At 71.9% G+C, this 20,383-nt stretch carries 17 protein-coding genes; 7 read left to right on the forward strand and 10 right to left on the reverse strand.

Annotation, left to right across the window (positions count from 1 at the left end):
• Positions 1 to 187 precede the first annotated feature (187 nt).
• On the forward strand, positions 188 to 2,428 hold the full coding sequence (locus IF02_RS0122260) for a transglycosylase domain-containing protein (RefSeq protein ID WP_030159575.1): 2,241 nt from the start codon (positions 188 to 190) through the stop codon (positions 2,426 to 2,428).
• A 96-nt stretch (positions 2,429 to 2,524) separates the two neighbouring features.
• Here the strand turns inward: IF02_RS0122260 and IF02_RS32610 are convergent, their stop codons facing one another.
• From IF02_RS32610 to IF02_RS0122275, 3 genes are all read right to left on the reverse strand, one after another.
• Positions 2,525 to 4,927: a SpoIIE family protein phosphatase gene (locus tag IF02_RS32610; protein WP_420708192.1), complete on the reverse strand. Its 2,403-nt coding sequence runs from the start codon at positions 4,925 to 4,927 to the stop codon at positions 2,525 to 2,527.
• A gap of 364 nt (positions 4,928 to 5,291) precedes the next feature.
• Positions 5,292 to 5,987 (reverse strand): DUF402 domain-containing protein, encoded by a 696-nt coding sequence (locus tag IF02_RS0122270; protein WP_030159579.1) that lies wholly within the window; start codon positions 5,985 to 5,987, stop codon positions 5,292 to 5,294.
• A gap of 103 nt (positions 5,988 to 6,090) precedes the next feature.
• Positions 6,091 to 7,494: a class II fumarate hydratase gene (locus IF02_RS0122275; RefSeq protein ID WP_030159581.1), complete on the reverse strand. Its 1,404-nt coding sequence runs from the start codon at positions 7,492 to 7,494 to the stop codon at positions 6,091 to 6,093.
• 105 nt (positions 7,495 to 7,599) lie between these two features.
• Between IF02_RS0122275 and IF02_RS0122280 the strand changes: the two genes are divergently transcribed.
• Entirely contained in the window at positions 7,600 to 9,129 is a 1,530-nt protein-coding gene (locus IF02_RS0122280; RefSeq protein ID WP_030159583.1) for a ricin-type beta-trefoil lectin domain protein, read from the forward strand.
• 106 nt (positions 9,130 to 9,235) lie between these two features.
• On the opposite strand, the gene IF02_RS0122285 is transcribed toward IF02_RS0122280, so the two are convergent.
• Complete coding sequence (locus IF02_RS0122285; RefSeq protein ID WP_030159585.1) at positions 9,236 to 10,003, reverse strand: glycerophosphodiester phosphodiesterase; 768 nt, start codon at positions 10,001 to 10,003, stop codon at positions 9,236 to 9,238.
• Between the two features lie 53 nt (positions 10,004 to 10,056).
• On the opposite strand from IF02_RS0122285, the gene IF02_RS34880 reads away from it, so the two are divergent.
• Positions 10,057 to 10,419 carry a hypothetical protein gene (locus tag IF02_RS34880; protein WP_030159587.1) on the forward strand — a complete coding sequence of 121 codons (363 nt, stop codon included), beginning with the start codon at positions 10,057 to 10,059 and terminating at the stop codon, positions 10,417 to 10,419.
• A 45-nt stretch (positions 10,420 to 10,464) separates the two neighbouring features.
• Here IF02_RS34880 and IF02_RS0122295 read toward each other — a convergent pair whose 3' ends face one another.
• A complete protein-coding gene (locus IF02_RS0122295) occupies positions 10,465 to 12,132 on the reverse strand; it encodes a fumarate hydratase (protein WP_030159589.1) in 1,668 nt (555 codons plus the stop codon).
• A gap of 150 nt (positions 12,133 to 12,282) precedes the next feature.
• On the opposite strand from IF02_RS0122295, the gene IF02_RS0122300 reads away from it, so the two are divergent.
• Both IF02_RS0122300 and IF02_RS0122305 read left to right on the forward strand, forming a co-directional pair.
• On the forward strand, positions 12,283 to 12,966 hold the full coding sequence (locus IF02_RS0122300; RefSeq protein WP_037836913.1) for a DUF1707 and DUF2154 domain-containing protein: 684 nt from the start codon (positions 12,283 to 12,285) through the stop codon (positions 12,964 to 12,966).
• 237 nt (positions 12,967 to 13,203) lie between these two features.
• Complete coding sequence (locus tag IF02_RS0122305) at positions 13,204 to 13,602, forward strand: WhiB family transcriptional regulator (RefSeq protein WP_078622249.1); 399 nt, start codon at positions 13,204 to 13,206, stop codon at positions 13,600 to 13,602.
• A gap of 87 nt (positions 13,603 to 13,689) precedes the next feature.
• Here the strand turns inward: IF02_RS0122305 and glpX are convergent, their stop codons facing one another.
• Positions 13,690 to 14,721 (reverse strand): class II fructose-bisphosphatase, encoded by a 1,032-nt coding sequence (gene glpX / locus IF02_RS0122310; RefSeq protein ID WP_030159594.1) that lies wholly within the window; start codon positions 14,719 to 14,721, stop codon positions 13,690 to 13,692.
• A gap of 224 nt (positions 14,722 to 14,945) precedes the next feature.
• Between glpX and IF02_RS0122315 the strand changes: the two genes are divergently transcribed.
• Entirely contained in the window at positions 14,946 to 15,470 is a 525-nt protein-coding gene (locus IF02_RS0122315) for a DUF4245 domain-containing protein (protein ID WP_234318302.1), read from the forward strand.
• A 119-nt stretch (positions 15,471 to 15,589) separates the two neighbouring features.
• On the opposite strand, the gene IF02_RS0122320 is transcribed toward IF02_RS0122315, so the two are convergent.
• The 4 genes from IF02_RS0122320 to IF02_RS0122335 form a co-directional block, all read right to left on the reverse strand.
• Complete coding sequence (locus IF02_RS0122320) at positions 15,590 to 16,180, reverse strand: malonic semialdehyde reductase (RefSeq protein ID WP_030159598.1); 591 nt, start codon at positions 16,178 to 16,180, stop codon at positions 15,590 to 15,592.
• Positions 16,181 to 16,299: 119 nt separating this feature from the next.
• Positions 16,300 to 16,563 carry an exodeoxyribonuclease VII small subunit gene (locus IF02_RS0122325; RefSeq protein WP_030159600.1) on the reverse strand — a complete coding sequence of 88 codons (264 nt, stop codon included), beginning with the start codon at positions 16,561 to 16,563 and terminating at the stop codon, positions 16,300 to 16,302.
• Between the two features lie 61 nt (positions 16,564 to 16,624).
• Positions 16,625 to 17,845, reverse strand: a complete 1,221-nt coding sequence (xseA, locus tag IF02_RS0122330) for an exodeoxyribonuclease VII large subunit (protein WP_030159601.1) — start codon at positions 17,843 to 17,845, stop codon at positions 16,625 to 16,627.
• 45 nt (positions 17,846 to 17,890) lie between these two features.
• The gene (locus IF02_RS0122335) at positions 17,891 to 19,282 is read right to left on the reverse strand and encodes an APC family permease (RefSeq protein WP_106977341.1); all 1,392 of its coding nucleotides are present in this window, start codon (positions 19,280 to 19,282) and stop codon (positions 17,891 to 17,893) included.
• Positions 19,283 to 19,368: 86 nt separating this feature from the next.
• Here IF02_RS0122335 and IF02_RS0122340 point away from each other — a divergent pair, with 86 nt between their 5' ends.
• The gene (locus tag IF02_RS0122340) at positions 19,369 to 20,373 is read left to right on the forward strand and encodes a 4-hydroxy-3-methylbut-2-enyl diphosphate reductase (protein ID WP_106977342.1); all 1,005 of its coding nucleotides are present in this window, start codon (positions 19,369 to 19,371) and stop codon (positions 20,371 to 20,373) included.
• Positions 20,374 to 20,383: the final 10 nt, after the last annotated feature.

Here is a 20,383-nt window from a genome sequence, read left to right on the forward strand (position 1 = left end):
AAGTGATATCACTTTTTCAGGCCGCCGCAACCCTACGGGCTTGCCGCGCGTCGGTTCCCTTGATGTGGGTGCTGATTCTCACGTCCGAATTGACCGGTATTGGCCAACATTGGCCAACCTTTGTCACAACCTGCGGTGTTAGCTTTCTGAGCTGACGTCGGGGGGGTAATCGAGCGGAGCGGGAGCGATGGGCCGAGCAGAAGCGCGTAAGGCGCAGCAGCGCAGTACGCGACGGGCGCCGCGCGGGCGCGCCACCGGGAAGGGGCGTGCCGGCAAGCGGACCGGCATACGTCGCTTCTTCACATGGAAGAAGATCCTCGGGGCCTTCTTCGGGATCATCCTGCTCGGCATGGGCGCACTCGTCGCCCTCTACTACTACGTGGACGAGCCCGACCCGAACGCCGACGCCATCAAGCAGAGCAACGTCTACAAGTACGCGGACGGCTCGATCATGGCGCGCGACGGCTCGATGAACCGCGAGATGGTGCCGATCAGCCGGGTGCCCAAGGACGTCCAGACCGGCTTCATCGCCATCGAGAACAAGACCTTCTACACGGACCGCGGCGTCGACTTCATCGGCGTCGCCCGAGGCCTGTTCAACACGGTCACCGGCAAGGGCAAGGCCGGCGGTTCGACGATCACCCAGCAGTACGTCAAGAACTTCTACCTGAACCAGGACCAGACGGCGACCCGCAAGCTCAAGGAGCTGGTGATCTCCCTCAAGGTCGACCAGCGCCTGGAGAAGGACCAGGTCCTCGAGGGGTACCTGAACACCAGTTACTTCGGGCGCGGCGCGTACGGCATCCAGGCGGCCGCCCAGGCCTATTACGGCGTCGACGTCGACAAGCTGACCCTGGAGCAGGGCGCGTACCTCGCGGCCGTCCTCCAAGCGCCCAGCGACTACGACCTGGCGACCGCGGGCCCGAACGGCACGCGGCTGGTCAAGATCCGCTTCAACGGCGTGCTCGACAACATGGTCGAGATGAAGGCCCTCGACCCGGAGAAGCGCAAGCAGCTCCAGCTGCCCATGCCGATCAAGCCCAAGGCCGCCCCCGGCATGGAGGGCCAGAAGGGCTATCTGAAGCAGGCGGCGGACGCGGAACTGCGGCGCCAGACCAAGATGACCACCCAGGAGCTGCAGGCCGGCGGCTGGGAGATCACCCTCAACATCGACCCCAAGAAGCAGGCCGCGCTGGAGAAGGCCGTCCAGGACGAGCTGGAGTCCAAGCTCGACCGCAAGGACCGCCCGGTCGACGCGAGCGTGCAGGCCGGCGCCACCTCCGTGGACCCGAAGACCGGCGCGGTCGTCGCGATGTACGGCGGCACCGGGCTCTCCGACCACTGGGCGAGCAACGCCCTGCGCCAGGACTTCCAGCCCGGCTCGACCTTCAAGCCGGTCGTGCTCGCCTCCGCCCTGGAGCACAAGTCCACGACGCAGGACGGCAAGCCGATCACGCCGAACGCGCTCTACGACGGCACCAGCAAGCGGCCGGTCGTCGGCAGCGACACCCCGTTCGCCCCGCAGAACCAGGACAACGCGAACTACGGCGACCCCTTCCTCACCGTCCAGGCGGCCACCAACTCCTCGGTGAACTCGGTGTACGCCCAGATGATCGTGGACGTGCAACCGCCGAACGTGAAGAAGACGGCGCTGGAACTCGGCATGAAGGACCGCGACGGCTGGCCGGCCGACAAGCCGGCCATGTCGCTCGGCACCATGAGCGCCAACACCCTGGAGATGGCCGGCGTCTACGCCACCTTCGACAACCACGGCAAGAAGGTCACCCCGACGATCATCAAGAGCGCCAAGCACGCCGCCCGGGAGTTCAAGCCGGTCGAGTCCGTGGGCGGCCAGGCCATCAGCCGCCAGACCGCCGACACGGTGACCAAGGTGCTCACCGGCGTCGTCCAGGACGGTTCCGGCAAGGCCGTGAAGAGCTCCGCCTACGAGGCCGCCGGCAAGACCGGTACCACCGAGTCCAACGTGGCCGCCTGGTTCACCGCGTATACGCCGGAACTCGTCACCGTCGTCGCGATGTTCGGCGAGGAGCCCGGAACGGCCAAGCAGGTCACCCTGACCGGTACCGCGGGCGGTGGCCGAGCGGGTGGTTCCAGCTTCCCGGCCGAGATCTGGAAGGCGTACACGCTGGCCGCGCTCAAGGGCGTGGACACCGGCGAGTTCGACCTCTCCGAGGCCAAGATGGGCGCCTCGCAGGCGCCGAGCCGCAGCAGCTCCCCGTCCTCGTCGAGCTCCTCGTCGGCCAACACGCCGTCGGCGCCGGTCTCGCCGTCGCAGAACACCCCGGGCCCCGGCAAGAGCTCGCCGGACCCGAGCAAGAGCACGACGAAGAGTCCGGACCCGACCAAGAGCCCGGACCCCACGAAGAGCCCGGACCCGACGAAGAGCGCGCCGATCACGATCCCGTAGCGCGTGTGGCGCCCATGGCGCCCGTACGGCCTGACGCACCGCCGCCCCGCAGCATCCACGCTGCGGGGCGGCGGTGTTCTGCGGGGGCGCGCCCGGTCAGCGCCGGTCCTGCGCCCCCGGCAGCGGGAGCTCGAACCAGACCACCTTGCCGCTGCTCAGCCGGGTCGCGCCCCAGCGGCGGGCCATCCGGTTGACCAGGAACAGCCCGCGGCCGCCCTCGTCGGTGTCCCGGGCCCGGCGCTGGCGCGGCAGCTGCGGGGAGTCGTCGCCGACCTCGCAGCGCAGCACGTCCGTCCGCAGCAGGCGCAGGGTCACGGGCCGTTCGGCGTACCGCACGGCGTTCGTGACCACCTCGCTGACCAGCAGTTCGAGGGAGTCCTGGAGCTCCTCCAGGCCCCACCGGGTCAGCGCGCGGCGGGCGAACCGGCGGGCGCGGCCCGGAGCGGTCTCCTCCGGGTCGAGGAACCAGTACGCGACGTCGCTGGGCGCGATCCCGTCGAAGCGGGCGGCGAGCAGCGCGATGTCGTCGTCCCGGTCGCCCGGCCCGAGCATGTCCAGGACGTCGTCGCAGAGGGCCTCCAGCGGCGGCGGGTGGTCCAGCCCGGTCAGCTGGGCGGTGGTGGCCAGGCGCTCGCGCAGCTGCTCGATGCCGGTCCACACGTCGCGCAGCCGGGATTCGACCAGCCCGTCGGTGTAGAGCAGGAGGGTGGCCCCGGCGGGCGCGTCCAGCTCCACGGCCTCGAAGTCCACGCCGCCGACGCCGATGGGGGCGCCGGGCGGCACCCGGAGCACCTCGGCGCGGCCGCCCAGGTGCAGGAGCACGGGTGGCGGGTGGCCGGCGTTGGCGATGGTGATCCGGTGCGAGACGGGGTCGTAGACCGCGTACAGGCAGGTGGCCATCCGGTCGGAGCCCAGGCGCTGCGCCTGCTCGTCCAGGTGGTGCAGGACCTCCGCGGGCGGCAGGTCCAGCTGCGCCAGGGTCTGGGCGGTGGTGCGGAGCTGGCCCATGATCGCGGCCGACGTCATGGAGTGGCCCATGACGTCGCCGACGACGAGCGCGACGCGGCTGCCGGGCAGCGGTATCGCGTCGTACCAGTCGCCGCCGACCCGGGCCGTCTCGGCGGCGGGCAGGTAGCGGGAGGCGAGCCGGACCCCGGTGGGCTGGGGGAGGCTGTCGGGCAGCATGGTGCGCTGGAGCTCGTCGGCGATGTACGCCTCGCGGCCGTACAGGACCGCCTTGTCGATGCCGAGTGCGGTGTGCGTGGCCAGCTGGGCGGCGACCAGGAGGTCGTTCTGCTCGAACGCGGGCCGCTCGGGGCTGCGCAGGAACACCGCCGAGCCGATGACGCGGCGGCGGCCGCGCAGCGGCGCGAGGATGGCCCGCTGGCCGCGCGGTACGGGGTGCTCCGAGCCCAGCAGCTCCGGCAGCGCGTCCTTGGCCCCGGCGGCGGACCCGAACACCGGGCGGACGCCGCGCAGCACCTCGGCGAGGGCTCCGCCGGGGCGGATCTCGCAGAGCTCGGCCGCGGGCAGGTCACCCTGCGGGCCGACCAGCGGCAGCTGGCTGAAGTCGAGCTCGCCGCCGGAACCCGCGGCCCCGGGGGCCCCCGCGGCCCCCGCGGAATCGGGTCCCGTCAGATCGTCGATCGGCCGGAGCCGGTCGGTGCGGCGCAGCCTTAAAACGACCGGGCCGACGGGACGTTCGTCGCCCACGGGGAGGGGATCGCGCAGGTAGACGAGGATGGCGTCCGAGAAGGTGGGCACGGTGGCCCGGCACAGGCCGAGGACGATCTCGTCGAGGTCGATGCCGCGGGCGATCCGGCGGGTCGCGGCCCCGACGAACCGCAGCCGGTCCCCTTCGCGCCGGGCGACCCCGCCCTCGGCTCCTTGCAGACCCCCGCCGACCGCACCGTCCGCCGTACCGGCGCCCAGGCCGTACGCCTGCGCGTCCGCCGCGCCACCCTCGGCTTCGGCCGCGGCAGGGCCGCCGTAGGCCGCCCCGGCGTCCGCGGCCGGGTCCGAGCCCTCGCCGACTCCGGCGCCCTGCCCGGCGGTTACCGCGTTTCCGTCTCCGTCTCGGTCTTCGTCCCCGTCCGTGCGGGGGCGGGAGGCGTCCGGTATCGGCGCCGGGCGGTCCTGGGCCCCGCCGCGGGCCTCGTGGGCCCGGGCGGCGGACAGGCCGGCCGGGTCCTCGCCGTGCGCGGCGTCGCGCGCGGCGTTCCGTGCCGCCTCGCCGTCGCGCCGCCGGGACCCGCCCGCTGCCGCGGCGTCGCGTACGGCGTTGCGCGCCGCCTCGGCGTCGCGGCCGCGGCGGCCGGCCGCGCCCGATGCCGCCGTGCCGCGCGCGCGGCCGCGCGCCGGCCGGGGCGTGCCGTCCTGCGGGGCGGGTACGCCCTCGCCGCGCGGGCGCGGGACGTCCGAGCGGACGGGGTCGTCGCCGCCCGCGGCCGAGCCGCGTACGGCCTCGGCCGCGGGGACGGGGGCCTTGCCGTGGCCCAGCTCTTCCGCACGGCCGCCGGGGGCGGCGGGCATGCCGGGGCCGCCCGGGGCCGGTGTCGCGGCGGCCGCGGCAGGCTGCGGGCCCTCCTGCGAGGTGGGGTACTCCGTCACGCGTGGAATTCCGTCCGTTTGCGCTCGATGTGCGCTGCACTCAACTCGGTCAGTCGCGGTATACCCGCTCAGCGGCGGGGACACCACCGCCCCGCGGTTCCGCGTCCCGCTCGTTACCTCTCGCTCTGCGTTGACCTCCGGTCAAGTCCCGCGTACGGCACGACATTTACGGATTCGGGGCCCAGCGCGCCTTCCCGCGCGCGACCTGCGGAGGGAGATCTTACGGTTGAACCCCGGGGGCGCATCAAGGGTCTCATGAGGTCATATGCGCCGGAGTGCGGTCCCAGTCCTCGGGAAGGGCCGGAACCCCCCAGGCGGGATCCGGCCGCCAGTCCTGCCAGCCGTCGGAGAACGGCGCCCCCCACGACTTGATCACGTCCACCGCCGCCCGCCCCGCGGCCTGCACCTGACGTGCCTGTTCCCCGTCCATCAGACCGGCCCGCTGGGCCTGCGCGAACTCGTCCTCGTCGCGCCACTTCCACGTACGGTCGGGGTAGACGGAGATGTCCAGGAAGTGGTCCACGGAATCGACCCCGCCGGACCACCGGGTCCGCGGCTCCTCCAGGTTCACGTACCAGCTCTTGAACCGCCAGCCGTGGTCCCAGAACAGCCACACCGACCACGGGTCCCCGGGCCGCGCCAGCTTCAGCACGCCGGCGCCGAACCAGCGCGAGCGTGCGGTGGTGCGCGGGGCGGTGTACCGGGTGGCGAGCGGCTCCTCGTGGACGGAGGTGCCGTCGGCCAGCACCGGCTTGACGCACTCGGTGCCGGGGGCCATCCACACCGCCAGCAGGTCGGCGGTGTCCTGGACCACCGTCACCGGGCGGCAGATGTGGACCGCGCCCTTCAGGCCCGGGGCGTGATCGCGGTAGCGCCAGAGGATCTGCTCACCCGGCCGCCAGCGGCTGCCCTGCGCGTCGCCGCCCCCGCGGCCTGCGGTACCTGTCATGCGCAGATCTTAGGGCTGGGGCCCCCGCGCCCGCTGCGGTGCAGGTCACGGAGGTGCGCGGGGACGGGAAACGACCGAATCCGGCCCTCCTGCTGTGACGTTTTCAGGGCCGGGTCATCCGCAGGACGTCGAGGGCCGCGTCCAGCTGTTCCAGCGTCAGGTCGCCGCGGTCGACGTACCCGGCCTCCAGCACGACCTCCCTGATCGTCTTCCGTTCGGCGAGCGCCTTCTTGGCGACCTTGGCCGCCTCCTCGTAGCCGATGTACCGGTTCAGGGGGGTCACCACGGAGGGGGAGGACTCGGCGAACTCCCTGGCCCGCGCCACGTTCGCGGTGATCCCGTCGACCGTGCGGTCGGCCAGCAGGCGGCTCGCGTTGCCGAGCAGCCGGATCGATTCCAGCAGGTTCTTGGCCATCACGGGGAGCATCACATTGAGCTCGAAATTGCCGGCCGCGCCGGCGACGGCGACGGTCGTGTCGTTCCCGGTCACCTGTGCGGCGACCATCAGTACGGCCTCCGGGACCACCGGATTGACCTTCCCGGGCATGATCGAGGAGCCCGGCTGGAGGTCGGGCAGATTGATTTCGGCCAATCCTGTGCGCGGTCCCGAGGCCATCCAGCGCAGATCGTTGGAGATCTTGGTCAGGGAGACGGCGATCGTACGGAGCATCCCCGAGGTCTCCACCAGCGCGTCCCGCGCCCCCTGGGCCTCGAAGTGGTTGCGGGCCTCGGTCAGCGGCAGCCCGGTCGCGGCGGCCACCTCGGCGATCACGGCCGCGGAGAACCCGGGCGGGGTGTTGATCCCGGTGCCCACCGCGGTTCCGCCCAGCGGCAGTTCGGCGAGCCGGGGCAGGGCGGCGCGCAGCCGCTCGACGCCGTAGCGCACCTGGGCGGCGTACCCGCCGAACTCCTGGCCCAGGGTCACCGGGGTGGCGTCCATCAGATGCGTCCGGCCCGCCTTGACCACCTCCGCGAACTCGGCGGCCTTGCGCTCCAGGGCGGCGGCGAGGTGCTCCAGGGCCGGGATCAGCTCGCGGGTGACGGCGGCGGTCGCGGCGATGTGGATGGACGACGGGAACACGTCGTTGGAGCTCTGCGAGGCGTTGACGTGGTCGTTGGGGTGGACCTCGCGGCCGAGCCGCTCGCCGGCCAGGGTCGCGATGACCTCGTTGGTGTTCATGTTCGACGAGGTGCCGGACCCGGTCTGGAACACGTCGACGGGGAAGTGCTCGTCCCAGCGGCCCTCGGCCACCTCGGAAGCGGCGGACCGGATCGCGTCGGCGATGTCCTCGTCCACCACCCCCAGCTTCGCGTTCACCGCGGCGGCCGCGGCCTTGACGAGGGCGAGGGCCTCGATGTGGGCGCGCTCCAGGCGCTGCCCGGAGACGGGGAAGTTCTCCACCGCGCGCTGGGTCTGAGCCCGCCATTTGGCGTGCGCGGGGACCCGTACCTCGCCCATCGAGTCGTGCTCGATCCGGTAGGCGTCCTGGTTCTGATCATCGGTCATGTTCGTTGCCTCCTCAAAAAGTTGAGCAATTGTCTTGTTCGAAGTGTTCCCAAGTCCCCTACCGGCCAGTAAATACCGTGGGTAACACCGATAGGGGAGGCGTTCATGACACGTGTACGTACGAAACCCAGGCTCAGATCTACCTTCGCCGCCGTCGCGGCGATCGCGGCCGCCCTCGGGGGCGTCACCGCCATCACCCCCATGGCCCAGGCGGCGACCGGCCCCGCGGCCGCCGCCACCCCGCTCTCGCCCGAACTGGAGGCCATCCGCGCGGCGGAGGCCGTCAAGATCTACGGCGACCCGGCGATCCGCCCGCTGAACGAGCGCAAGACCGGCCTGATCTCGCTCGGCGACAGCGAGATTTCGGGCGAGGGCGTGGGCAACTACGACCCGGCGACCAACACCCCGAACAACCAGTGCCACCGCTCGCCGGATTCCGCGATCCACCGCACCGGCATCCCGGCGGACCTGACCTTCAACGTCGCCTGCTCCGGCGGCTACACCGGCAACATCCGGATCGGCGGCAGCAAGCAGTACGCCGACGAGCTGGTGCAGAGCGACAGCCTCGCCGTCAAGGCGCGCAATACGAAGATCAAGATGGTGCTGCTCGTCGCCGGAGCCAACGACGACCTCCAGTTCGGCCCGGTCATGACCGACTGCGTGACCCGCTGGGTGCTCAGCCAGGGCACCTGCGAGCCCAAGTACGGGCCGGGCTGGCAGGCGCGCGTGGACGGCCTGAAGCCCAAGGTCGAGGCGACGGTCGCCGACCTCAAGACCGTCATGCGCGACGCGGGCTACGCCGACTCCGACTACAAGCTCGTCGTGATGGGCTACCCCAGCCCCATCGGCCCCGACTTCTACGACAACCCGAACTTCCCCGGCAAGCTCCCCGGAGGCTGCGCCGGCTACGACTCCGACGCCGCCTGGGGCCGCAACTACGCGGTGCCCACCTTCGAGAAGGGCATGCGCGCGGCGGCGCTGGCCTCGGGGGCCACGTACCTGGACAACTCGCGGCTCTTCCAGGGCCACGAGGTCTGCATGGAGGACACCTGGGCCCGCGGCCTGTACCTGGACCTCGGGGACCACTTCCCGTGGGACGAGAACACCGCCCGCCAGTCCTTCCACCCCAACTACCGGGGCCACGGGGCGTTCGCGTCCTGCCTGACCCAGCTCTACGGCTCGGGCCTGCGCGAGGCCTCCTGCGCCGACCCGGCGAGCACCGGAACGCCCGTCCTCCAGGCCGGGGCCTGGGACTCCCTCTACGCGCCGCTGAAGAACGAGGCGACCGGCAACTGCCTCGACGCGAAGGGCGGCTCCAGCGCCAATGAGACGGCCGTCCTGGGCTGGGACTGCCACGGCGGCCGCAACCAGGGCTGGTGGTACGACGCGGCCCGCAAGTCGGTCCACGTCGAGCTCACCCACGACCGCTGCCTGGACGCCCCCGGCGCCAACTACGGCGCGGGCACCGGCCTGATCATCTGGAACTGTCACGGCGGCGCGAACCAGAGCTGGGTCCGCGACGGCGCCACCCTGCGCCCCGCGGCCGCCCCGGGCATGTGCCTGACCGTGGCCGCCGCCCACGACCCGCTGCGGCTGCAGACCTGCAACGGCTCGGCGAGCCAGCGCTTCGCGTAACACCGCACGGCACCGCACGGCACCGCACCGCACCGCCCCGCACCAACGCACCACCCGCACCCCCCACACCCGGCCGGCACACCCGGCCGGGTGTTCCCATCCGGGCTCACAACCGGCGCAGGTACTCGCGGACCTCCCGAGGCCGATTGGTGATCAGCGTGTCCACTCCCAGGCGGACGCAGAGCTCCACGTCCTCCGGCTCGTCGACCGTCCAGACGCGTACCCGCAGCCCCCGGGCCTTCAGCCGCGCCACCAGCCCCGGGTCCTTGCGCAGCAGGTCGATGCCGGGACCGGCGTGCCCGGCGAACGGCGGCCGGGCGGGCCGCAGCCGCCGCTCGATGAGGTACACGGCGGGCAGCCCGGGGGCCAGCCGGTTCAGCCGGATCAGGGCGTTGCGGGAGAAGCTCATCACCTCGACCCGGCCGTCGGAGCCGTCCGCGAGCCCGTGCTCCCTGAGGACCCGTACGAGCTCGGCCTCCAGGCGCCCGCCGGCGCGGGTGGGGTGCTTGGTCTCGACGGCCAGCCCGACGGGCCGGTCGGCGGTCAGCACCTCCTTGAGCAGGTCCTCGAAGAGCAGCACCTGCGCCCCGCGGTGCGCCTCGCCCTTCCAGCCGCCGAAGTCGAGCCCGGCCAGCTCCTCGTACGTCATGGCGGAGACGACCCCGCGCCCGTCGGAGGTCCGCTCCACCCGCCGGTCGTGCACGCACACGAGCCGCCCGTCGGCACTCAGCCGCACATCGCACTCCAGCGCGTCGGCGCCGTCGTCGATGGCCTGCCGATAGGCGGCGAGGGTGTGCTCGGGATGCTCGTGGGAGGCCCCGCGATGGGCGATGACCCGCACGTCGCGGGCGGTGGGCAAGGACGACTCAGTCATGCCGTAGACGTTATCCGGATGCGGTGGCCGCTCCGGTACAGGATGCTGCCCGGATGGCTGAACACTCGGTGATGCTCCACTGCGAGCCGTGCGGCTCGTGCCGGTTCGAGGCGTGGCAGCACGTCGTCGACGGCCGGCTGCGCTGGGAGGAGCAGCAGTACTGCTCCGCGTACGTGGTCCAGGCGTGCGACGGCGACTGGGGACCGCCCCCGCCGTGGCTCCGCGAGCGCATCGTCGCCGCGGAGGGCACCGTGCGCCTCGCCGTCGGCGGGCCGGACGGAGTGCCGCTGAAGGCCGTCCGCGAGGTGTACGGGTTCACGCTCCCGCAGCTGCGCGCGGCACGGGAGCACGGCCTGGCCGCGACCCCGGTCGAGGCGGAACTGCTGCGCGGGATGCGCGGCGGGCCCCGGGGGTGATCGCCCCCGGGGCCCGCCGTGGTGGGGGCGGTCCCGCCCCGCCGGTTACGCCAGGCCCGGGCCGCGGACCGGGATGTGGGTGAACGTCGGCTCCGGGGCCGGGTTCTGGAAGAAGTCGTTGCCCTTGTCGTCCACGACGATGAACGCCGGGAAGTCCTCGACCTCGATCTTCCAGACCGCCTCCATGCCGAGCTCCTCGTACTCCAGGACCTCGACCTTCTTGATGCAGTCCTGGGCCAGGCGCGCCGCCGGGCCGCCGATCGAGCCGAGGTAGAAGCCGCCGTGCGTGCCGCACGCGTCCGTCACCTGCTGCGAGCGGTTGCCCTTGGCCAGCATGACCTTCGAGCCGCCCGCCGCCTGGAACTGCTCGACGTACGAGTCCATCCGGCCGGCCGTGGTCGGGCCGAAGGAGCCCGAGGCGTAGCCCTCGGGGGTCTTCGCCGGGCCGGCGTAGTAGACCGGGTGGTCCTTCAGGTACTGCGGCATCTCCGCGCCCGAGTCCAGCAGCTCCTTGATCTTGGCGTGCGCGATGTCGCGCGCCACGACCAGCGGGCCGGTCAGGGAGAGGCGGGTCTTCACCGGGTGCTTGGTGAGCGTGGCGAGGATGTCCTCCATCGGCTGGTTCAGGTCGATCGACACCACGTCCGACGCGTCGTTCAGGTGCTCGTCCGTCGTCTCCGGCAGGAAGCGGGCGGGGTCGCGCTCCAGCTGCTCCAGGAAGACGCCCTCCGCGGTGATCTTCGCGGTCGCCTGGCGGTCCGCCGAGCAGGACACGGCGATCGCGACCGGCAGCGACGCGCCGTGGCGCGGCAGCCGCACGACGCGCACGTCGTGGCAGAAGTACTTGCCGCCGAACTGCGCGCCGATGCCGATCTTCTGGGTCAGTTCGAAGACCTGCTGTTCGAGGGCCTCGTCGCGGAAGCCGTGGCCCAGCGGGGAGCCCTCGCGCGGCAGCTCGTCGAGGTAGTGGGCCGAGGCGTACTTGGCCGTCTTGAGCGCGTGCTCCGCCGAGGTGCCGCCGACCACGATCGCCAGGTGGTAGGGCGGGCAGGCCGCCGTACCGAGCGAGCGGATCTTCTCCTCCAGGAACTTCATCATGGAGGCCTCGTTGAGGACCGCCTTCGTCTCCTGGTAGAGGAAGGACTTGTTGGCCGAGCCGCCGCCCTTGGCCATGAAGAGGAACTTGTACGCGCCGCCGTCGGTCGCGTACAGCTCGATCTGCGCGGGCAGGTTCGAGCCGGTGTTCTTCTCGTCCCACATGGTGAGCGGGGCCATCTGCGAGTAGCGCAGGTTCAGCCGCGTGTACGCGTCGTAGATCCCGCGGGACAGGGCCGCCTCGTCGGCGCCCTCCGTCAGGACGTTCTGGCCGCGCTTGCCCATCACGATCGCCGTGCCCGTGTCCTGGCACATCGGCAGGACGCCGGCCGCCGCGATGTTCGCGTTCTTGAGCAGGTCGAGGGCGACGAACTTGTCGTTCGACGAGGCCTCGGGGTCGTCGATGATCCGGCGCAGCTGCGCGAGGTGCGCGGGGCGCAGGAAGTGCTGGATGTCGTGGATGGCCTCTTCGGCGAGCTTGCGCAGCGCCTCGGGCTCGACCTTGAGGAACGTACGGCCGTCGGCCTCGAAGGTCGAGACGCCCTCCGAGGTCACCAGCCGGTAGGGGGTGGTGTCCTCGCCCAGGGGCAGAAGGTCGGTGTACGCAAACTCTGGCATGACGGCAGTCATTCCTCACTCGGCAGACGGCGCTGACGACCAATTGGCAGCGCGGCTATCCAGCGTAGGACCTCCGTCCGGGACTGTGTCTGTGAGGTAAGGCTCACTGTCAACTATCGCGATCTATCGCGTATCGCTATGCTGGCCGACGTGGACCTGGAAAAGAAGCCTGCCGCGCCCGCCGACCTGCGGGCCTCCGACGCCGACCGCGACCGGATCGCGCACATTCTGGCCGACGCCCTCGCCGAGGGCCGGCTGACCGCCGACGAGCACTCCGAGCGGCTGGATTCGCTGTACGCCGTGAAGACCGTCGGGGAGCTGGAGGTGCTCGTACGGGACCTCCCGGCGCCCGGCGGCCCGGCCGCGGCGGCGCCCGCGTACGGACAGCATCCGGCCCCGGGCCCGACCCCGGCCGCCGCCGGCCAGGCCGGCGGCGCGGTCGCGGAGACCGTGGTCGCCGTGTGCAGCAGCTCCACCCGCAAGGGCGGCTGGCGGCCCGGCGCGCACACCCGCGTGGTCTGCGTCCTCGGCGACGTCACCATCGACCTCACCGAGGCCGTCTTCGAGCAGCAGGTCACCGAGATCGACGTGACGAGCGTGCTCGGCAACGTCGAGATCACGGTCCCGGAGAACGTGACGCTCCGCGGCTACGGCAGCGGGGTCCTCGGCAACTTCGAGGTGCACGGGGAGGGCCGCGCCGACACCACCGACCCGAGCGCCCCGGTCGTGATCATCCGCGGCTTCGCCCTGCTGGGCAACATCGAGGCCCGGCCCAAGCTCGGCGCCCGCCTGGTCGACCTGGCCCTCAAGCTGCGCAAGCGCCTCCAGGGGTAGGGCCTCCAGCCGGCAGCGCCTCCGGGAGTAGCGGGTCCGCGGGCCGCGCCACCCGGGGCGACGGCGGCGGAATCCGGCCGGGCGTGCGCGGGCACGTGACGGTGTGCGCGGGCGTCGCGTTTCGGTCGAAGTTCGGCGGGGCGGCGCCCTTGCCCCACGCAGTGCATAGGGGCGCGCACAGCGGGTAGGGACAGGTGCATCGTCTCTCGCTTGCGTATACGTCGTCAGGAGTAGGCCGTGCCGCATCCGCCGCATCAGTCCCTGCAGGTAGCCGCCGTACCGAGCCTTCAGGCGCGTCCGGCCGCCGTACCGAAGCCGCGGGTGCCGGCGAGGGAAGATGACGGCCCATGGCACGCGGAGGCGGTGTGCCGCAGGGACGAGGCGGGGCTGTTCTTCGCCCCCTCCAAGGAGCCGACGGCGGCCCGGCTCTCCCGCGAGGAGGCCGCGAAGCGCGTCTGCGCGCGCTGCCCGGTGATGGTCGCCTGCCGCGAGCACGCACTGCTCCAGCCCGAGCCGTACGGGGTGTGGGGCGGGCTCACCGCGGCCGAGCGCCGCGTGGTGCTGGCCCGCCGCAGGCGCCGGGCGGCGGAACTGCGCCAGGCGCCGGGAGCCGGGCCGATAGCCGCCGCGGGCTGAGCCCCGTACACACGAAAGCGAGAGGGGCGCCACCGCCGCACGCGGTGGCGCCCCTCTCGCCGTACCTGCTGCCCTGTGCGCAGGCTCCTACTGGGCGCGGTCGAAGTCGATCGCGCTGTACGCGCGCAGCTTCGACAGGCGGTGCGTCGAGTCGATCTGCCGGATCGTGCCCGACTTCGAGCGCATGACCAGCGAGGACGTGGTCGCCGTCTCCGAGCGGTAGTGGACGCCGCGCAGCAGCTCGCCGTCCGTGATGCCGGTGGCGACGAAGAAGACGTTGTCGCCGGAGACCAGGTCGTTGGTGTGCAGGACGCGGTCCAGGTCGTGACCCGCGTCGATGGCCTTCTGGCGCTCGGCCTCGTCCTTCGGCCACAGCTTGCCCTGGATGGTGCCGCCGAGGCACTTGATGGCGCAGGCCGAGATGATGCCCTCGGGGGTGCCGCCGATGCCGAGGAGCAGGTCCACGCCGGTGCCCTCGCGCACCGCCATGACCGAGCCCGCGACGTCGCCGTCCGAGATGAACTTGATCCGGGCGCCGGTCTCGCGGATCTCCTTGACGATGCCCTCGTGGCGGGGGCGGTCCAGGATGATCACGGTGACGTCCTCGACGGCCATGTTCTTGGCCTTGGCGACGCGCCGGATGTTGACCGAGACGGGGGCGTTGATGTCGACGAAGTCGGCGGCCTCGGGCCCGGTGACCAGCTTCTCCATGTAGAAGACCGCGGACGGGTCGAACATGGTGCCGCGGTCGGCGGCGGCCAGGACGGCGATCGCGTTCGGCATGCCCTTGGCGTTCAGCGTCGTGCCGTCGATCGGGTCCACGGCGATGTCGACCTCGGCGCCGGTGCCGTCGCCGACCCGCTCGCCGTTGAACAGCATCGGGGCTTCGTCCTTCTCGCCCTCGCCGATGACGACGACGCCGTTCATCGAGACGGTGGAGATCAGGGTCCGCATCGCGTTGACCGCGGCGCCGTCGGCGCCGAGCTTGTCGCCGCGCCCGACCCACCGGCCCGCGGCCATGGCAGCGGCCTCGGTCACCCGGACGAGTTCCAGGGCGAGGTTGCGGTCGGGGGCCTCCGGAGAGACTTCGAGCTGGGGCGGCAGGTTGTGCTCGGTCATCGGAGCGCACCTTTCTGTACGGCGACGGCCGGGAAGTGAGGGTGCTGGAACTCTATCGGTACGTCGACAAATTGAGCAGACCGGGTCACGTATGAGCGCCGTATCGGTCAGGCGATTGGCGTGAGCGGACATCTTGCGGAACATCTCGCGGACCCGTGAGGGCGCCGCGCCGACCCCGGCGGAGATCACTCCCGGTCATGGGGGACGATGGTGGCGTGGCAGGTATGAAGGGCAAGCAGACGGTCTGGGACATGGTCCGGTCGCTGGCGGTGATCGGTATCGTCGTCGCCGGGATCTACATCTTCGTCCCACATGACGACAAGGCCGATCCGACACACGTGGTCGACTACCGGGTGGAGACGATCACCGCGCGGCGCGCGGCGCCGTATCCGGTGGCCGCGCCCGTGGGGCTCCCCGAGCAGTGGCGCGCGACCTCGGTGACGTACGACCGCAAGTCCGCGAACGCCTGGCACCTGGGCTTCCTGGACCCGAAGGGGCAGTACGTCGCGATCGAGCAGTCCAGCGACGCCTCGGCCAAGCACCTGGCCGGCGTCACCCGGAACGCGAAGGCCACCGGGCAGACGCAGCAGGTCGGAGACCTGGTCTGGGAGCGCTGGGAGGGCGAGAAGTACGACGCCCTCGTCCGGCAGGAGCAGGGGCACGCCACGGTGGTGACCGGCACGGCCTCGTTCGAGGAGCTGGGCGCGATGGCGGCGGCGCTGGAGTTCAGGCAGGGCGCGCAGCAGTAGCCCGAGTGGCATGCGAGAAGGCCGCTCCCCGGGATCCCGGGGAGCGGCCTTCTGCGTACCTGTGCGGATGTCCCGATACCCGGGATACCCGGATGTCCGGATGTCCGGAGTGTCGGGACTCAGACGGTGGTGATGACCTCGTCGAAGCCCAGGCGCGGGGAGCGGTCGAACCAGGCGTCCTCGCCCGGCTTGCCGATGTTGACGACCATGATCGGGGTGTGGTCGGCGTCCAGGAACTCCTTCTGGATGCCGGCGAGGTCGGCGCCGGTCATCGGGCCCGCGGCCAGGCCGGCGGCGCGGACGCCCACGATGAAGTACGCGGCCTGAAGGGCGCCGTTCACCAGCGCGGACTGCTCACGCACCGGGCGCTCGGAGAAGAACATGTCCTTGGCCGGCGGGAAGTGCGGCAGCAGGCGCGGCAGCTCCTCGTGGAACTCGTTGTCCGCGGAGAGGATCGCGACGAGCGGCGCGGCGGCGGTCTTGGCCTGGTTGCCCTCCGCCATGTGCTTCACCAGGCGCTCGCGGGCCTCGGGGGAGCGGACCAGGGTGATGCGCAGCGGGGTGCCGTTGAAGGCGGTGGGGCCGAACTTCACCAGGTCGTAGATCGCCTGGATCTGCTCCTCGGTCACCGGCTCGTCGGAGAACGAGTTGGCGGTGCGGGCCTCGCGGAAGAGCAGGTCCTGGGCGGCGGAGTCGAGAACGAGAGACATCGGAAAGCCTTCTTCCATACATGCGGGGGGTGAAGCGATGCCTCGACTCTAAGCCGGAAGTTGTAGAACTTTCAACTAAATCGGCTTGGGAATGACTCACATCACGTTTGGTCCGCCTCTCAGGCGTCCCGCTCGCCACCCCCGCCGCCCTCACGGGCGCCGTCGGCCCCGCCGGCCCCCGCTTCGCGGGCCGCCAGCGCCGAGTCGAGCCGGGCGCGAGCGCCCTCCAGCCAGTGCCGGCAGACCTGTGCGAGCTCTTCGCCGCGCTCCCAGAGCGCGAGGGAGTCCTCCAGCGACGTGCCGCCGGCCTCCAGCTTGCGGACGACCTCGATGAGCTCGTCCCGGGCCTGCTCGTACCCCAACGAGGTATCGGTTTCCGTCATTCCCGTTCCGCCTTATGTGTGCAGTGCATCGAATATCTTCCGGGTGTCCGGGCCGGCCGGCTCACTCGGCGCCGGGCCCCGCCACCCGTACGGAGAACTCGCCCTCCGCCACCCGCGCCCGCAGCACCTCGTCCCCCGAGACCTCCTCCGGCGAGCGCACCACGTGCCCGTCCGCCCGCTGGAGTACGGCGTACCCCCGCTCCAGCGTCGCGGCCGGGGACAGAGCCACCACCCGGGCCAGGGTGTGCGCCAGCTCGGAATCGGCCCGGTCCAGCAGGTGCCCCAGCGTCCGCCGGGTGCGCCCCAGCAGGGCCTCCAGCTCGGCCTCGCGGGTCTCCACCATCCGCTGCGGATGGACGAAGACCGGCCGGGCCAGCGCGTGCGCGAGCCCCCGCTCCTCCCGGTCGAGCAGCCCGCGCACCGCCCGGAGCCCCCGGCCCTGGAGCTGGCGTACCCGCTCCAGCTCCTCGCCCACGTCCGGGACCACCTTCTTCGCCGCGTCGGTGGGCGTGGACGCCCGCAGGTCCGCGACGAGATCCAGCAGCGGGGAGTCCGGCTCGTGCCCGATCGCCGAGACCACGGGCGTACGGGCCGCCGCGACCGTCCGTACGACCTCCTCGTCGGAGAACGGCAGCAGGTCCTCCACGCTGCCGCCGCCGCGCGCCACGATGATCACGTCGACCTCGTCCAGGTCGTCGAGCTCCTTGACCGCCCTGATCACCTGGGGCACCGCGTTCACCCCCTGGACCGCCACGTTGCGCACCTCGAAGCGGACCGCGGGCCAGCGCCGCCGGGCGTTCTCCAGTACGTCGCGCTCGGCCGCCGAGGCCCGCCCGACCACCAGCCCGATCAGCTGCGGCAGGAAGGGCAGCGGCTTCTTGCGGTCCAGCGCGAACAGCCCCTCGGAGGCGAGCGAGCGCTTGAGCTTCTCCAGCCGGGCGAGCAGCTCGCCGATGCCGACGGGCCGTATCTCGGTCGCCCGCAGCGACAGCTGCCCGCGCGGGGCGTACCACTCCGGCTTGGCCAGGACGACGACCCGCGCGCCCTCCGTCACCGCGTCCGCGACCTCGTCGAAGACCTGGCGGAAGCAGGTGACGCTGAGCGAGATGTCGTGCGAGGGGTCGCGCAGCGTCAGGAAGACCACCCCCGCCCCCGGCCGCCGCGAGAGCTGCGTGATCTGCCCCTCCACCCACACCTGGCCCAGCCGGTCGATCCAGCCCCCGATGAGCCGGGACACCTGACCGACCGGCAGCGGCGCGTCAGCCGACGTATTCAGACCCATGTGCGCAGGCTATCCGCCCGCGCCGACAGCCACACTGACAGCGTCTCAGGGGCCGCCGGTGGTGTCGGGATCCGGCCGGTCGCGCCGGGTCGGGCGGGTTCCCTGAAGGACGAGGACCGCCAGACCCGCCGCCAGCCAGACCGCGCCGACCAGCTGCGCCGTCCAGGCCGCCTCGACGATCACCGCGACGGTCACCGCCGCGCCCAGCACCGGCATCAGCAGGTGCTTCCACCAGATCGGCGCGCCCGCCCCGCGCTTCACCACGAACCAGCCGACCACCGAGGCGTGCAGCAGCGTGAACGCCACCAGCGCGCCCACGTCCACCACCGAGACCAGCTGGTCGAGCCCGTCGTCGCGGCGGGCCGCCCACACCGCCGCGACCAGCGTGATCGTCGCCGCCACCAGCAGCGCCGGCCGCGGGGTCCCGTCCGAGGTGCGCGCCAGCGCCCCCGGCAGCCGCCGCTCGCGGGCCATCGCGAACACCAGCCGGCCCGCCGCCGCCTGCCCCGCCAGCGCCGCGAAGGCCGCCCCGATCGCCTTGCTGACCGCGACCAGGTCGTGCAGCCAGGTCCCGACCGAGGACTCCACCGCCGTGTAGAACGCCGGGCCCTGCTGCGCCGGATCGGCCGCCAGCTGTGCCGAGGACACCGGCATCAGCAGCGCCGCCAGGTAGCTCTGCACGACGAACAGCACCCCGGCCAGCGCCAGGCAGAACAGCACCGCGCGCGCCACCCGCGCCGAGCCCCCCGTCACCTCCTCCGCGAACGAGGCGATCGCGTCGAAGCCGAGGTACGACAGGACCGCCACCGACACCGCGCCCAGGACCGCCGCCGAGGAGAAGCCCAGCGAGCCGTCCCCGGTCAGCGGAGACAGCCAGCCGCGCTGCGCCCCGCCTTGGGCCAGCACCGTCGTCGCGGCCGCCACGAAGACCAGCAGCACCGCGATCTCCATCGCCAGCACCGCGAAGCCGACGCGCGCGGCCGCCCGTACGCCCCACAGGTTCAGCGCGGTGGTCACCAGCACCGCCAGCGCCGTCCACACCCACCGCGAGACCTCCGGGACCAACGCGTTCATCGCGATCCCGGAGAAGAGGTAGGCGACCGCCGGGATCAGCAGGTAGTCGAGCATCGCCATCCAGCCGGCGATCAGCCCGGCGCCCTCGCCCAGCCCCTTGCGGGCGTACGTGAAGACCGAGCCGGCCTGCGGGGCCACCCGGACCATCTGCGCGTACGAGAAGGCCGTGAAGGCCATCGCGACCGTGGCGCAGAGGTAGACGAGCGCGACGGCGCCGTGCGATTTCGCGTCGAGCGTGCCGAAGACCCCGACCGGGGCCATGGGGGCGATGAACAGGAGCCCGTACACGACCAGGTCCCGGAATCCGAGGCTCCGGCGGAGGGCCGCCTTCGGCGCCGTACCGGGGTCCGTCACGGACGCCATCATTCCTCCGGGGGGCGAGCGGTTCGTACGTTCGCCCCAGTCTGTGCCGAACGGGCGACGCCCGGCCTCCTGGAGACCCCCGTACGATGGACCGCATGACTGCTGCCGCCCCTGTTCCCGCTTCCCGACGCGTCCTGCTCGCCGCCCCGCGCGGCTACTGCGCGGGCGTGGACCGAGCCGTGATCGCCGTCGAGAAGGCTCTCGAGCAGTACGGTGCGCCGGTCTACGTCCGCCACGAGATCGTGCACAACAAGTACGTCGTCCAGACGCTGGAGAAGAAGGGCGCCATCTTCGTCGAGCGGACGGAGGAGGTGCCCGAGGGCTCCATCGTGATGTTCTCCGCGCACGGCGTGGCCCCGGTGGTGCACGAGGAGGCGGCGCGCGGCAAGCTCGCGACGATCGACGCGACCTGCCCGCTGGTCACCAAGGTGCACAAGGAAGCCATCCGGTACGCGAACGAGGACTTCGACATCCTCCTCATCGGCCACGAGGGCCACGAGGAGGTCATCGGCACCTCGGGCGAGGCCCCGGAGCACATCACGATCGTGGACGGCCCGGACGACGTGGACAAGGTCGTCGTGCGCGACGAGTCGAAGGTCGTGTGGCTGTCCCAGACCACCCTCTCGGTCGACGAGACCATGGAGACGGTCGACGCGCTGAAGACCAAGTTCCCGCTGCTGGTCTCGCCGCCGAGCGACGACATCTGCTACGCCACCTCGAACCGCCAGGCGGCGGTCAAGGTGATGGGCGCCGACTCCGACCTGGTCATCGTCGTCGGCTCCAAGAACTCCTCGAACTCGATCCGGCTGGTCGAGGTCGCCCTCGACGCCGGCGCGGACGCCGCGTACCTCGTCGACTTCGCGAGCGAGATCGACGAGGCCTGGCTGGAGGGCGTCACCACGGTGGGCCTGACCTCGGGCGCCTCGGTGCCGGAGGTGCTGGTCGAGGAGGTCCTGGAGTGGCTGGCGGCGCGCGGCTACGCGGACGTCGAGATCGTCAAGACCGCCGAGGAGTCGATCGTCTTCTCGCTGCCCAAGGAGCTGCGCCGCGACCTGCGCGCGGAAGCGGCCTCGCTGGTCGCCGAGAAGTAGCCCTCTTCGT

This window comes from Streptomyces sp. NRRL S-244 (assembly GCF_000717915.1).
Lineage (GTDB): Bacteria > Actinomycetota > Actinomycetes > Streptomycetales > Streptomycetaceae > Streptomyces.